At 69.2% G+C, this 14483-nt stretch carries 12 protein-coding genes; 7 read left to right on the top strand and 5 right to left on the bottom strand.

Annotation, left to right across the window (positions count from 1 at the left end; translation table 11 throughout):
* Positions 1–120: 120 nt before the first annotated feature.
* Positions 121–1272, bottom strand: coding sequence for a glutathione-independent formaldehyde dehydrogenase (locus tag ABH927_RS19835; RefSeq protein ID WP_370023618.1), 1152 nt, complete (start codon positions 1270–1272; stop codon positions 121–123).
* Between the two features lie 297 nt (positions 1273–1569).
* Here ABH927_RS19835 and ABH927_RS19830 point away from each other — a divergent pair, with 297 nt between their 5' ends.
* From ABH927_RS19830 to ABH927_RS19820, 3 genes are read left to right on the top strand one after another with little or no spacing between them, the layout of a single operon-like run.
* Positions 1570–2976, top strand: coding sequence for a PP2C family protein-serine/threonine phosphatase (locus ABH927_RS19830; protein ID WP_370023617.1), 1407 nt, complete (start codon positions 1570–1572; stop codon positions 2974–2976).
* Positions 2973–3338, top strand: a complete 366-nt coding sequence (locus tag ABH927_RS19825; RefSeq protein WP_370023615.1) for an STAS domain-containing protein — start codon at positions 2973–2975, stop codon at positions 3336–3338. The genes ABH927_RS19830 and ABH927_RS19825 overlap by 4 nt, the downstream gene beginning before the upstream one ends.
* A gap of 17 nt (positions 3339–3355) precedes the next feature.
* Positions 3356–3757 (top strand): ATP-binding protein, encoded by a 402-nt coding sequence (locus ABH927_RS19820; RefSeq protein ID WP_370023613.1) that lies wholly within the window; start codon positions 3356–3358, stop codon positions 3755–3757.
* 109 nt (positions 3758–3866) lie between these two features.
* Here the strand turns inward: ABH927_RS19820 and ABH927_RS19815 are convergent, their stop codons facing one another.
* Entirely contained in the window at positions 3867–5960 is a 2094-nt protein-coding gene (locus ABH927_RS19815; RefSeq protein ID WP_370023611.1) for a catalase, read from the bottom strand.
* 259 nt (positions 5961–6219) lie between these two features.
* Here ABH927_RS19815 and ABH927_RS19810 point away from each other — a divergent pair, with 259 nt between their 5' ends.
* Positions 6220–8109 carry a LamG-like jellyroll fold domain-containing protein gene (locus ABH927_RS19810; RefSeq protein WP_370023609.1) on the top strand — a complete coding sequence of 630 codons (1890 nt, stop codon included), beginning with the start codon at positions 6220–6222 and terminating at the stop codon, positions 8107–8109.
* A gap of 690 nt (positions 8110–8799) precedes the next feature.
* Here the strand turns inward: ABH927_RS19810 and ABH927_RS19805 are convergent.
* Entirely contained in the window at positions 8800–9234 is a 435-nt protein-coding gene (locus ABH927_RS19805) for a DUF2243 domain-containing protein (RefSeq protein ID WP_370023607.1), read from the bottom strand.
* A gap of 276 nt (positions 9235–9510) precedes the next feature.
* On the opposite strand from ABH927_RS19805, the gene ABH927_RS19800 reads away from it, so the two are divergent.
* The 3 genes from ABH927_RS19800 to ABH927_RS19790 are packed head-to-tail and all read left to right on the top strand — an operon-like array spanning position 9511 to position 12899.
* Entirely contained in the window at positions 9511–11265 is a 1755-nt protein-coding gene (locus ABH927_RS19800; protein WP_370023605.1) for a PHP domain-containing protein, read from the top strand.
* A gap of 8 nt (positions 11266–11273) precedes the next feature.
* On the top strand, positions 11274–11864 hold the full coding sequence (locus ABH927_RS19795; RefSeq protein WP_370023603.1) for a hypothetical protein: 591 nt from the start codon (positions 11274–11276) through the stop codon (positions 11862–11864).
* 39 nt (positions 11865–11903) lie between these two features.
* Entirely contained in the window at positions 11904–12899 is a 996-nt protein-coding gene (locus tag ABH927_RS19790) for an endonuclease/exonuclease/phosphatase family protein (protein ID WP_370023601.1), read from the top strand.
* A gap of 68 nt (positions 12900–12967) precedes the next feature.
* Here ABH927_RS19790 and ABH927_RS19785 read toward each other — a convergent pair whose 3' ends face one another.
* Together ABH927_RS19785 and ABH927_RS19780 are read right to left on the bottom strand one after the other, a co-directional pair.
* Positions 12968–13216 (bottom strand): hypothetical protein, encoded by a 249-nt coding sequence (locus ABH927_RS19785; protein WP_370023599.1) that lies wholly within the window; start codon positions 13214–13216, stop codon positions 12968–12970.
* Positions 13217–13237: 21 nt separating this feature from the next.
* Entirely contained in the window at positions 13238–14287 is a 1050-nt protein-coding gene (locus ABH927_RS19780; protein WP_370023598.1) for an NAD-dependent epimerase/dehydratase family protein, read from the bottom strand.
* Positions 14288–14483: the final 196 nt, after the last annotated feature.

The raw sequence follows: 14483 nt of genomic DNA, 5'->3' as shown, positions 1-14483 counted from the left end.
CCGCCCCGGCCACGGCCGGTCAGCACGTCCCGTGGTTTCATGTGCGTTCCTTTTCCCGATATTTCTGGACGGGTTTCTCGAAACGGGCGACGACGCCCATGTCATCTGCGCGGACGGGAGTCAGCTCAGCGCGCTGGGATGCATGACGACCTTGGTCCAGCCCATGTCACGCCGGTCGAAGTGCTCGTAGGCGTCGGGCGCCTGGTCCAGGCCCAGCTCGTGGGAGACGACCCAGGACGGCTTGGCCTTTCCCTCGTGGATGAGCGCGCACAGGGCGCGGTTGTAGTTCTTCACGTTGCACTGGCCGGTGCCCATCGTCTGACCCTTGAACCAGAACATGCCGTAGTCGAAGGCGATCTCCCCCTGCTTGTAGAGGTCGTCGGGGCTGCCCGGGTCCTGCGGGAGGTAGACGCCGACGACGCCGATCGAGCCGGCGAACTTGACCGACTTGACCAGGTTGTTGAGCGTCATGTTGGGATGTTCCGTGCCCTGCGGGTCGTGAGCCTGGTAGCCCACGCACTCGCAGCCGCGGTCCGCGCCCGTTCCGCCGGTCAGTTCCATGACCCGGTCGACGGGCGACACCTTGGAGTCGTCGATCGCGATGGCGCCGATCTCCTCCGCCTTGGCGAGCCGGTCCGGATGGCGGTCGACGACCATGACCCTGCTCGCGCTCTTGAGTGTGGCCGAGTAGGCCGCCATCAGGCCGACGGGCCCCGCGCCGTAGATCACGACGCTGTCGCCGGGCTGGACGCACGCGAGCTGGGTGGCGTGCCAGCCGGTCGGGAAGATGTCGGCGAGCATGACGTAGTCCGTCTGCCTCTCCCTGGCGTCGTCGGGAAGCACCAGGCAGTTGAAGTCGCCGTAAGGAACGCGCAGCAACTCGGCCTGCCCGCCGCTGTACGGGCCCATGTCGGCGAACCCGTAGGCGGCCCCGGCCATGCCGGGCTCCGGATTGGTGGTGAGGCAGTAGGCGGTCAGCCGCTTCTCGCAGTTGGCGCAGAAGCCGCAGGCGATGTTGAACGGTATGCAGACCAGGTCGCCGACGCGGACCTGGTCGACCGCCTCGCCCACCTCGACCACCTCGCCGAGGTTCTCATGGCCGAGGACTCGGCCTTTCTCGAAGTCCGTCCGGCCTTCGTACATGTGCAGGTCCGACCCGCAGATGTTGCTCGTGGTGACACGGACGAGCACATCGGTGGGCCGCTCGATCCGGGCGTCCGGAACGTCCTCGACGCTTACCGTACGAGGACCCTCGTATACGACTGCTCTCATGATTCCCTCGCATGCGTCCGCTTCCGAAGGAGAATGGACAAAGCGGAGGTGCGGCACATGGAAGACCGCCTCGGCCGCTTTGGGTGACGGGACATGTGTGTCCGGCAGACAGTCCCTCGTCCATGCCCTTGTCCATGCCCTCGTCGTGGTGCAGCAGCGTGGCCTTACCCGCCTCTGACAAGCCAAAACGATGCCCGGCCGTCCGGTTGTAAGATGTGGCGGTCATATCGGCGCTTATCAACTGTTGTCATCCCCTGACAGCAGGCACCCGGGTGCAGGATTCGAGGCAATGTGACCGTGACCGAGACCCCCCTGGTCTCCGCGGAGGATGAGCCGGCACGGCTGGCGGCCGTTCGCCGGTACAGCATCCTCGACACCCCACCGGACGGGGCGTTCGATCGAGTGGCGGCGCTCGCCGCCCGCCTGTTCGATGTGCCGATCGCCACGGTGACGATCGTCGACGAGGACCGCATCTGGTTCAAGGCGCAGCGGGGCCTCCCCGAGCGAATCCGGCAGATCGGCCGCGATCCGGGCCTCTGCGCGTCAGCGATCATGGAGAACCGCCCGTACGTGGTCAGCGACGCCCTGCACGACCCCCGGACGCTCGGCAATCCGCTGGTGCACGGCGAGCTCGGCGTGCGGTTCTACGCCTCGGCGCCGATCACGACCGCCGACGGCTACCGGCTCGGCACGGTCAACGTGCTGGACGTCAAACCGCGGGAGATCGATCCCGAAGCGGTCGAGGTGCTCTCCGACCTGGCCGCGATCGTGATGGACGAGCTGGAGCTGCGCCTGACGGCCATGACGACCGTGCGGGCCGAGCGCGAGCGCAGGCTCCAGGCGGAGCAGGAACGGTACAGACTGGAGACGCTCACCTCCACCCTCCAGCGCACGCTGCTGCCTCCGGCGCTGCCCGCCGTGCCGGGGATGGAGAGCGCCACGCTCTACCACGTCGCCTCGCCCGACCAGCTCGGCGGCGACTTCTACGACGTCTTCCACCTCGACGACGGGCGCTGGGCGTTCTTCCTCGGGGACGTGTGCGGCAAGGGCGCCCCCGCCGCCGCACTGACCTCGCTGACCCGCTACACTCTGCGCGCCGCCGCGATCTACGACCCCGACCCGGTGGCCGTGCTCCACAACCTCAACACGGTGCTGCTGCAGGAGTACGACGCCGACGACCCGACCTACTGCACGGTGCTGTTCGGCGTGATCACTCCGGCGGAGGACGGGTTCTCCGTGACCGTCGCGGGAGGAGGCCATCCGCCCGCGCTCGCGGTCCGCGCGAGCGGCGTCGTGGAGCCGGTCCATCCGGCCGGGGGCCTGCTGGTCGGCCTGTTCACGACTCCGAGCTTCGAGTCGGTGACCTTCCACCTGGGCCCCGGCGACGGCCTGCTCCTCTACACCGACGGCCTCACCGAGGCCCGGCTGCCGGGCGGCCACCTGTTCGGCGAGGACCGGCTGGCCGATCTCGCGGCGACCCTCGCCGGGGCGAACGCCCAACGGCTGGTCTCAGAGATCAAGAACCTCTTGACCGGATTCGGCCCCGGTCTGGCCGACGACACCGCCATCCTGGCTCTGACCGTGCCCGCCGCCGCGCCGCCGACGTCCCCGGCGTCGCCTTCCGTGTCGTCGTCCCTGTCGTCCCTGCCGCCCCTGTCGTCGTATTCTTCAGCGTCCCGAACGTCTGCCGAGGTGTCCCAGTGACCGCCCCAGTGCATCTCACCCGTGTTCCCACCGACCCTCCCGGCGACGTGCTGGTCATGGCGCTCAACGGGTCGCTGGACTTCTCCAACGCCGAGCGACTCCGCGACGACCTGCAGGCCGCGCTCGCCCCAGAGCACGGCGGCCTCGTCCTCGACATGGCCGGCTTGGACTTCTGCGACTCGACCGGCATCAGGATCCTGCTGGTGATCCGTAAGCTGCTGCAGGAGCGCGGCGGATCCGTCACACTCGCCGGTCTCAACGCCAGGCTCACCCGGATCTTCCGGGTGACCGGGCTGATTCACGCGTTCGCGGTGCACCCAGGCGTCGCGGAGGCTCTCGGATCGAAACGTGGACCCGAATAGGAGCGTGGAGAAGGACGGTGCTGACTCACCGGCAGTGGCCGATCACCGATGACCTCGCCGCGTTGCGCGAGCACATCCAGCGTTACGCCGCCGAGGCGGGCCTGACGGGCACTCGCCTCGACGACCTGGTCATCGCGGCGAACGAGGCCGCCATCAACGTCCTGGAGCACGGGGGCGGAGTCGGCACACTGGCCATCTGGCGCGACGACACCTCCGTGGCCGTCGAGGTGGTCGACAACGCCGGTCTTCTCAGCCCGGCGGACTTGCCTCGCGACCAGCCCCCCGGCCGTGGCAACCGGGGCTACGGCCTGTGGCTGATCAACAGGCTCTGCGACGCGGTCAGCGTCGACCAGTCGCCCGGCCGGTCGCGGATCCGCCTGTCCATCCGCCTGGCCTCCCCAGCGCACACGCCCGCGTAGAACCACCGCGCTCACACCGGCGCTCACACCGGCGCTCACACCGGGGGCTCAGCCGTACGGCCGGCCCGGCCCCGAGCCGTACCGCCGTCCCGGACCGGGCCGGTCCTCGTCAGGCCGGGACCGTGTCGGCGTCGCGATCCCAGTGCCGATGAGCGGCGACGGCGGCGGTCAGCGCGGCGACGAACTCCTCGGACACCGGCCGGAGGTCGGTGACGACCCCCTGGTCGGTCACCGTGCCCTCGCCGGAGCCGGCCGTCCGCACGCCGACCCGCCCCGTATCCAGCGCACTCTCCAGCAGCGTGACCCCCTCTGCGAGGGCCCCGACCGCCTTGCCGTGCTTGAACGCCTCGGCGACGAAGTGCACGGCGTAGCCGTCCCGGGCCAGGGCGTGCACGCCGGCCGGGCCTCCCGGGACGACCACCGCGTCGTACAGCACGGACGCGACGGTCGTGAGGGCGTGGTCCACGGGCACGGCCTCGCCGTCCTGCCCCGCCAGCTCCCCCTCGCGCGGGCCGAGCACCTCGCAGACCGCCCCGGCGGCGCGCAGCGGGCCGCGCACGGCCTCCAGCTGCCCGGCGGCCACGCCGTCGGCGGCGAGGACGGCGATCCGGCGGGTCGCCACGCTCGTGAAGGGCTGGTTGGCCTGGCTGAGCGCGGGCGAGCTGCGGCCGTGGTTCTCGGTCTCCTCCTTGGCGGGCGGCTCGACGCCGATGCCCTCGGCGACCTCGACGGCCAGGGCGTGATCGACGTGGTTGAGGTTCTCGATCACCCGCTCGCGAATGTGGCGGTAGGTGACCTTGCCGAGCTCGAAGCGGAAGGCCGCCACGATGTGCTTCTTCTCCCACGCAGACATGCTGTTCCAGAAGAGGGTCGCCTGGCTGTAGTGGTCGGAGAAGCTGTCGCTGCGCCTGCGCGTCTTCACGCCCTCGACCCGCTCCGGGTAATGGGTGTAGGTCAGCCCATCCGACAGGGCCGGGCACCCGCCCGACAGCGTGTTCGGGTGGTAGCTGGCCGTGCCGCGCGGGATGACCGACTGGTGGTAGCCGTCGCGGTGGTCGTTGCGCACCTCGGTGACCGGCCGGTTGACCGGGAGCTGCGTGAAGTTGGGCCCGCCGAGCCTGATGAGCTGGGTGTCCAGGTAGGAGAACATCCGCGCCTGCAGCAGCGGGTCGTTGGTGACGTCGATGCCGGGCACGAGGTTGCCCACGCAGAAGGCGACCTGCTCGGTCTCCGCGAAGAAGTTGTCCGGGTTGCGGTCGAGGACCATCCGGCCGACCGGCCGCACGGGCACCCGCTCCTCTGGGACGATCTTGGTGGGATCGAGCAGGTCGAAGTCGAAGGCCGCCTCGTCCTCCTCGGCGATCAACTGGAGGCCCAGCTCGTACTCCGGGAAGTCGCCGGCTTCGATCGCCTCCCACAGGTCCCGGCGGTTGAAGTCGGGATCCTTCCCGGCGATCTTCTGGGTCTCGTCCCACACGAGCGAGTGGACGCCCAGCATGGGCTTCCAGTGGAACTTCACGAAGGTCGATCGGCCCTCGGCGTTGACCAGCCGGAAGGTGTGCACGCCAAACCCCTGCATCATGCGGTAGCTGCGCGGCAGCGCCCGGTCGGACATCAGCCACATAATCATGTGGGTGATCTCCGGCTGGAGCCCGACGAAGTCCCACAGCGTGTCGTGGGCCGACGACGCCTGCGGCATCTCGCTGGGCGGTTCGGGCTTCACGGCGTGGACGAAGTCGGGGAACTTGATCCCGTCCTGGATGAAGAAGACCGGGATGTTGTTGCCGACCAGATCGAAGTTGCCCTGCCCGGTGTAGAACTTCGTGGCGAACCCGCGCACGTCACGGACCGTGTCCGCCGAGCCGCGCGAGCCCGCGACGGTCGAGAACCGGACGAACACCGAGGTCTCCAGGGTCGGGTCGCACAGGAACTCCGCCGTCGTGTACCGCGCGAGCGACTCGTAGACCTTGAAGTGTCCGTACGCTCCCGACCCCCGGGCGTGGACCACGCGTTCCGGGATGCGCTCGTGGTCGAAGTGCGTGAGCTTCTCCCGGAAGTGGAAGTCCTCCATCAGCGTCGGGCCGCGCTCGCCCGCACGCAGCGAGTTGTCGGTCTCGCCGATGCGGATGCCCTGGTCGGTGGCGTACGGCGCGTCCGCCGGGTCGAGGCGTTGCGGATCGAGTTGCCGATATTTGTCAGTCATCGTGGTCACCCCCAGGTGTACCAGTTTGTTCACCTTTGGCCATTTCCAGACCTGTAACGCCCAATCGTCCCGGATGGCAAAGCCGCAACTCGCTCATGCCCGTACGGCCGGCACTCTCGTGCGCGCGACCCTGGGTATTCATGTCCTGTTTCAGCCGTGTTGAGGAGTGATGCGCCGTACGCTACCGGGGCTCCCTATACCTTGACGTGCTGTCGCGACAAAAGGGACCAAAGCGACAGTGTTAAAGGATTGGGGAGAAATGGATAGCGACCAGCGGCCCGGCGGGGAGGCGGCTTCCAGCCGCCGTTCCTTCCTGCGCACCACGGGATTGGCCGGGCTCGGCGCCGCCGCTCTGAGCATGACGGGCACGACGGCGGCCTCCGCCGCGACGTCCGCCACGGCTTCGCAGTCGGGTTCGTCCTGGCGGCCCGACACGGAGAACCCGAGGTTCACCCTTGTCGTGATGCCGGACACCCAGTACCTCTTCGACGGCGAGAGCATCGTGCCGGAGCCGGTCGAGGCGTCGTTCCGGTATGTGATCGACAACGCCGGCGAGGAGAACATCGTCTTCATGGCGCATCTGGGCGACCTCGTCCAGAATGCCCAGAAGAGCGAGCTGGAGGCGATCGGCAAGACATTCGACGTCCTGGACCGGCGGCGCGTGCCGTACAGCGTGCTGGCCGGAAACCACGACATCAACTCGTCGACCGACGATCAGCGCGGCCCCTCGCCCTACCTGGACGTTTTCGGCCCGCAGCGCTTCCGGCGGTCGCAGACCTTCAAGGGCGCCAGCCCGGACGGCTACAACACCTACCACATGTTCCACGCCGCCGGGCGTGACTGGCTGCTGCTGGCCCTCGACTGGCGGCCGTCGGCGAAGGGCATCGCCTGGGCGAACGACGTCATCAGGCGGCACCCGAAGACGCCGGTCATCCTGACGATCCACGAGCTCGTCTACGTCGACAACGACGGAGACGAGGCCCAGTTCTCCGACTTCGGCGCCCGCGTGTGGAACGAGCTGGTCGCGGGCAACGACCAGATCTTCCTGACCTTGAACGGGCACTTCTGGCCGCCGGCGCGGACCACCAAGAAGAACAACGCGGGCCACGACGTCCACGTGCACATCACCAACTACCAGGACCGCTACTACGGCGGCTCGGGCATGATCCGGCTCTACCGGTTCGACCTGGCCAGGAACACCATCGACGTCGAGACCATCTCGCCGTGGCTGCTCGGCAAGAAGCCTGAGGAGCTGAACCTCCTGGAGCGCCGGGAGATCGAGCGGACCGGGCCGCAGGACTACTTCTCCGTGGCGATCGACTTCGAGGAGCGGTTCTCCGGGTTCGATCCCGTGCCCGCGCGCCCGGCGAGGCCGGCGTCCGCGATGGTGGTCCCCGGAACGGTGGCCTACTGGCGGTTCGACGGCCCCCATCAGGACGGGGCGCCGTTCGGCGACGCGGAGAGCGTGAAGGACCTGTCGGGTCACGGCAACGACCTGACCAAGGTCGCGGTCCCGGGCAGCCCGGCCGACGTGCTCAAGTGGTCGTCCGAGCACCACCCCGACCAGCCGGGGCACGGCAGTCTGTACTTCGGCGGGAACAAGTCGCCGCTTCGCGGTGCCTACCTCCAGACCGCGTCCGGCGCGCCGCTGAACACGGCCAAGTTCGAGTCCGGCTACACCGTCGAGGCGTTCTTCAAGGCCCCCGCCGACTGGGAGAGCAGTCAGAACCAGTGGGCCGGCCTGCTCAGCCGGTGGGGCATGAGCCGTGAGGCGGGGAAGACGCAGGGCGACCCGGACGAGCCGGTGGTGACTCTCAGCCTGTCGGACGGCCCGGGACTGCAGTGGGCCGTCTACCCGCTGAACCTGGACGGTCCGGTCACGAACTGGAGCCACGATCTGACACTCGACACGTGGTGGCATGTGGCCGTGGTGAACGACGGAAGCCACACCACCATGTACGTCGACGGCTGCCCCGTCGCGCGCAACCCCTCCACCAAGTCGACCGGCCTTTCCACGCTCGGGATGCAGTGGCTCCTCGGAGGCTATGAGTACGGCGGCAAGCTCGACCAGCTCCTGCATGGCTATATCGGCGACGTCCGCATCGTCGAGCGCGCCCTGAAGGTCGGCGAGTTCATGCTCGCGCGCTAGCCGCGCCTGGTCGCGGGCTCCAGACCTGCCTAACGGTCAAGCGTTGACGTTGGCCCCGATTATCATCCCGATCTCGTAAATCGGGCCGCCGGGGCAGTCCGTCCGGCTTAACCTGGGGCCCGCGACCACAGGTGCGTCACCATCGCTACTTGAGGTATGCCCATGACGCGGCGGCAACCGCGATCAGGATGCAGAGGCGGATGGTCCGGGGTGTGCTGTCGACCACTTCCCGGACCGTCCTCGCCACCTCCCCTATCCACGAGCCGAACTCCGGGTCGTGAAACCGCTCCTCGCGACGGCGTTCCCCGCTTGCGCGGGGCCGAATAGCAGTCATTGTGGGCCCCCTCCCAATATGCGCTATTCGCGGCTTTGGACCGTGAATATGATGAAAGGCCCGTACAGGAATCCCTTTTCCATTGGGGTCTGCCACGGGCCGCGGGAATCCCAGCGGCGCCATCGCGCTGACCCGGCAGGAGGGGGATTCCGGACCTTCCATTTCATGGTCACAGGTGACGCACCGTGTACGCAATGGAATCGAGCGGCATTCTACGGACCATACGCAGCGTGACGACGAAATCACCGGCTGTCTATATACTTTGGTCCGGTTATGTCCTCGCAAGGGCGATTTACTGTCCGATATGTCCGGTCGCGGATTCCAGAATTTTACGGTTAGTGCGCGACACGCCGTCATCATCCAGAGGAAGTCCGCCGAATCGGGACCTGAGCCACCAGAAGGCCGAGCGCTACGAGCACGGCGCCGAAGGCGAGGAACGAGAGATCGTAGGCGAGCTGGTACGGCCCGTGCCGGACATGGTGGACGCCGAGGATCTCGTGGTCCACCAGCCCCTCGACAAGGTTGAACACCCCCCAGCCCGCGATCATCCAGCCGGCCAGCTCACGGCCCCGGGCCGGGCGGCTGCGGGCCAGCAGCGCGATGCCGGCGAGCACGAGGACGAGACAGCCCGCGTGGAACAGGCCGTCACCGATCATGTTGATCCGCTCGTCGTGCGGAAACCAGCCGCTGAGCATGTGATGCCACCCCAGCAACTGGTGCAGCAGGATCCCGTCGATGAACCCTCCGACGCCGAGACCCAGCACCAAGCCTGCGGAGCGTGTCGATGCCATGACAACCAGCTACCCTTCCGCCGCGGCGCGGTAACTACGGAGAGCGACCAGCCGATCTCGTAGATGTCCCTGCCGCAGGCGGATTCCTCGATCGTCGCGTCGCCGTCCTCACCATGTACGGCCGGCCCGGTGCCCCTGCGTTCGGCTCGGCGCGAGCCGTAAGGGTCCGGACCCTTACTCGGCTTCGAGAGTTCACGCCTCATTCAGCCAGCCTCGCCAAGGTGCCTACGTAGCCGGAGCAAGATTCTCCGGCGGAGTTGAAGGGGCACGCACAGCATGAGCCACGGGCACGCACACCCGCACTCCCATGACCACGATCACGCGCACGACCATGCGCACGACCACGCGCACGCGCACGACCAGGGCCAGGCGCTCACCGAGGGTGACATGGCGCCTGTCGTCGACATGTCGGTGCCGGACGCGGAGCTTTCGCCGGGACAGCTTTCGCGGCGTCAGATGTTCCGGCGCGCCGGACTGCTGGGCGCGGGCCTGACCGCCGCCGGCGTGCTCGGCGCTCCCGGCCAGGCCGCCGCCGAGACCGGGCGCGGCGACGACTTCGACCGCTTCGAGCCGAGGGACGGTTACCTCTGGCTCGCGGGCGACCACCACATCCACACGCAGCACAGCTCTGACGGGATGTACCGGGTCATCGACCACGTCCAGCACGCCAACGCGTACGGACTGGACTGGATGGTCATCACCGACCACGGCAGCGTGGCGCACGCCAAGATCGGCGTCGACAAGGTCAACCCGGACATCCTGGCGGCACGTCAGGCGGTCAAGGACACCCTGGTCTTCCAGGGGCTGGAGTGGAACATCCCCGCCGCCGAGCACGGCACGGTCTTCGTCGCCCCCGGCCGCAACGAGGTGGCCACGCTCAAGGAGTTCGAGAACGCCTTCGACGGCAGCGTCAAGAACGCCGCCGGGAGCACCCCGCAGAACGAGGCCCTCGCCATCGCCGGCCTGAACTTCCTGGCCGACGCCGTCAAGCGGCGCCGCGTCGACGACGCGCTCTTCCTCGCCAACCACCCGGCCCGCAAGGGCCTCGACTCGCCGCACGAGATCCGGAACTGGCGGGACGCGCAGCCATCCATCGCCGTCGGCATGGAGGGCGCGCCGGGCCACCAGGCCGCCGGCATCCCCAAGCCGAACGGCGGCGGCTCCGGGCGCGGCTTCTACGACAACAGCCCCAGCGCCGACTCCTTCCCGGGCTACCCGGCGGAGAGCTACAAGACCTTCGGCGGCTTCGACTGGATGACCGCGACCGTCGGCGGCCTGTGGGACAGCCTCCTGGCCGAGGGCAAGACCTGGTGGATCACCGCCAACTCCGACTCCCACACGGTGTACGGCGACGCCAGCGACCGGGGCCCGAACAGCGACTTCAACGCCAACGGCCGGTACGAGGACCCCATCTACAAGGGTGTCCCCAACCTGAGCAACGGCGACTTCTGGCCGGGCTTCTACAGCCGCACCCACGTCGGGGCCCGGGGATTCTCCTACGGCGCCGTGATGGAGGGCATCCGGCAGGGCCGGATCTGGGTCGACCACGGCGGGCTCATCAACGGCCTGGTGGTCCGCGCGCGCACGTCGGACCGGCGCGGCGTGACCCTCGGCGGCACGCTGTACGTCCGCCAGGGCGCCCAGGTCGAGGTGTCCATCGAGATCACGCTGGCCAACCGGCCCAACTGGGCGCAGTTCGTGCCGACCCTCGCGCGGGTCGACGTCATCCAGGGCGACGTCACCGGGCCGGCGTCGGACAAGGACGTGTTCACCACGCCCGCCACCAAGGTCGTCCAGTCCTTCGAGGTCGGCAAGAACAACGGGACCGTCACGTTCACCTACAACGTGGGCGCCGTCGACCGTCCCGTGTACGTACGGCTTCGCGGCACCGACGGCAACCGCGGCGCGCCGGGCCTGCTCGGCGCGGGGGTCGACCCCCACGGCCCCCAGATCGACGTCTTCGGCGACGCCGACCCCTGGAAGGACCTCTGGTTCTACAGCAACCCGATCTGGATCCTGCCCCGCCGATGACAGCATCGATGACGGAACCGATCATCCTCGGGATCGACTCCGGATCGCGTACGGTCACCGAGGCCGAGCACCTTCTCCACACCGTGGTGGAGGCGCTCGGCCTGCCGTCCGGCGTGGTCGGCTGCACCCACTTCGTCCGGACCGGGCTGCCTCACGTGGCCTGCTCGCTGGCCGTGCCCGCGCCGTTCGATCTCGCGCTGCTCCCCGAGGGCGTGTCCGGCTCACTGCGCTCCGGTTCGCTGGGCTCCGGTTCGCTGGGCGGCGAGAGCCGTACGGGGCCTGACGCGGACGGCGCGGCACGGGCGGCGGCGGAGCACGAGGCGCGCGGCGGAGGGCGGATCGTGCTCTTCCCGGGCAGGGACGAGCTCGTGGGCACGGTCACCGTGGGCGACCTGCTCGCGCGCTCGGCCATCGACCGGGTGCTCGTGCTGGCCCAGCCAGACCCGCCGCCCGCCGACGTGCTCGTGGTCACCAACGACCACGTCCGGCCGGTGTGGCAGGACGGCCGGATGACGCTGCTCACCATGCCCGCCCTCGGCGGCCGGCTCACGCCCGCCGAGATCCCCAACCCCACCCCCTGCTGCGCCGACCACGCGTGAGCGCCGGACCTTGCTAGGGTCGCCGCGGGGGGTGTGCGCGTGCTCACGGACGAAGTCGTACCGGATCTTGAAGTTGCCCGGCCGCGGCGGTGGTTGCGGCGGGCGGCGAGCGTGCTCGCCTGGCTGACGGTCGTCCCGCTGGCCGGCATCGGGCTGCTCAGGACAGTGGGCTGGGAGACCGCCAGCCTTCCGATCGGGCTCGTCGCGCTGACGCCCTTCGCCGCCGCCGCGTCACTGCTCCCGCTGCTCCTCGCGATCGCGTCGAGGAGCCGGGCCGCGATGGCCGTGACCATCGTCGTCGCAGTCGTCTACGGCTGGTGGGTCGTCCCCCGTGCGGTCGGCGGCGCCGCCGGGACCGGCGGGCAGCCGCTGCGCGTCCTCGCGGCGAACCTCAACGAGGGGCGGGCCGACCCACAGGGCGTCGTGGACCTCATCAGGCGCCTCCGGGTCGACGTCGTCACCCTGGAGGAGCTGACCCCGTCGCTGGAGGCCCGATTGGACGCCGAGGGGCTGGGGACCCTGCTGCCCTACCGGGTCGCCCAGACAGGCAACGGGCCGACCGGCACCGGGATCTTCTCCAAGAGGCCGCTCACCGAGCGCACGGGGCTCTTCCAGCCCGTGGGGCACCACATGCCGGTCGCCGAGACCACGACGCCGGGCGGCGCGCCCGTCGAGATCGTCGCCGTGCATCCCGTCGCCCCGGTGCCCGGCACCGTCGCGGAATGGGCGGCGGGCGTGCGGAGCCTGCCGCCGGCCCCGGTCTCTGGCGTGCCGCGCGTCCTGTCCGGGGACTTCAACTCCACGCTGGACCACTCCATCCTCAGGGATCTTCTCGGCACGGGCTACGTCGACGCGGCGGCGGAGACCGGGCACGGGCTGACCATGACCTGGCCCGCCGGGCACAGGCTCTTCCCGATGGTCGCGATCGACCACGTGCTGGTCGACCGGCGCTCCTCCGCCGTGTCCGCGGCCATCGAGGACGTCCCCGGATCCGACCACCGCGCGGTCTTCGCCGAGCTTCGCATCGCCCGGTAAGCCCGGTCGCCTCCTTCTGGGACGACCTGGCCGCGGACTCCGGCCACACGGCCTCCTACAAGGCGCGGTCAGGCGCCGAGGTCCCGGGCCACGTTGTCGAGACATCGGGCCAGAGACCGGACCTGCTCCTCCGTCACGGGACCGCCGGCACGGATCTCACGGACGTCCGCGCGCCGCATGATCACCATCGCCCGGTGCCTGTCGTCGATCTGGTCGACGGGCAGCACTATGCATTCTCCTCGGACATAGACCAGGGCGACATCCGGATCCGCCGACTCCAGCAGCCGCCGGACGCATTCCGGATCGACGAGCGACATCGGAGTCTCCCCTCTGTGGCGCTATTGGCGTCTTCCGATGCCGGAGGCCATCTCCTTGAGCCGGCCCCTCGGCCCCTCGTCGGGCGCCAGCGGCGGTGTGGCCATGCCCGCTCCGCCGTACACGCCCTCGATGAGCTCGCGGAGCGCGTCCGTGGCGCTGTGGCGGGGACACCAGCCCAGCTCGGTGCGGGCGCGGGTGGTGTCCATGACCGGGGTCCTCAGGGCCAGCTCGATGAGCCCCGGTGAGGCCGGGATGAGGTGCATGTGCCAGCCCGCGGCCACCGCCGACGTGGCCAGCCAGCGCGGCACGGGGACGCGGCGCGCCCCGAGCAGCTCCGCCAGCACGGGCGGATCGACTACGGGGTCCGCGGCGAGGTTGAACGCGCCGGAGACCGGATGCATGATGGCCAGCCGGTAGGCCTGGGCGGCGTCCTCCGTGTGCAGCGTCTGCAGCCGCAGCCCGGGGATGTCCGGCACGAACGGGATCAGGCCGGGCCGCACGAGCCGCTGAGGCAGGAGTGGCCCCGCGAACAGCCGCCGCTGCTCGGTCGCCGACTCCCGCTTGAAGATGAAGCCGGGCCGCATCCGGACCACCCGGATGTCGAGATGATCACGCTCGAACGTGTCCAGGACGCGCTCGACGTAGGACTTCTCCCTGCTGTACGCCGCGTTGGGCCAGCCGTGCGTGGGCCAGCTCTCGTCCACGGGACGGCCGTCGGGCCCCGGCGAATACGCGCCGACCGACGAGGCGTAGATCAGCGCGGGCACGCCCGCCTCCGCCACGGCCTGGAAGACCCGGATGCTGCCGAGCACGTTGGCCCGCCAGGTCGTCACGGGATCGTGGGTCGGCTGGAACAGCCAGGCGAGGTGGACGACGGCGTCGGCCCCCGAGAAGATCTCGGCCAGGGCGTCCTTCCGGACGTCGGCCGTCCGCCACTCGGTCTTGCCGGGCTCCCACGCGGGCAGTCTCCTGGCGACACCGACGATCGAGGTGACGCTGGGCTCGCCTTCCAGGGCCGAGACGACGCTCGTCCCGACATTCCCGGTCGCGCCTATCACGACAACTCGCATAAAAGACCGCTTCCCGCCTCAAACTGGACGAAACGGATCCTCCACCCGCTCACCGTCCGTGTTCGTCGCCGATGGGCGCTTCATCCCATGTGTGACTCTTGAAAGGTTCGTCCTTGGGCAACGCCGGAGGATTCAGTGGTGGCGCGGGAATACCGATACCTAGGAGGATTAAGTTCTCATTCTGGTCAGAGAGGCG

It is taken from the genome of Planotetraspora sp. GP83, from assembly GCF_041262585.1.
Lineage (GTDB): Bacteria > Actinomycetota > Actinomycetes > Streptosporangiales > Streptosporangiaceae > JAOEGB01.
Note: the sequence above shows the minus strand (reverse complement) of the source record. Positions and strands in the feature narration are given on the sequence as shown.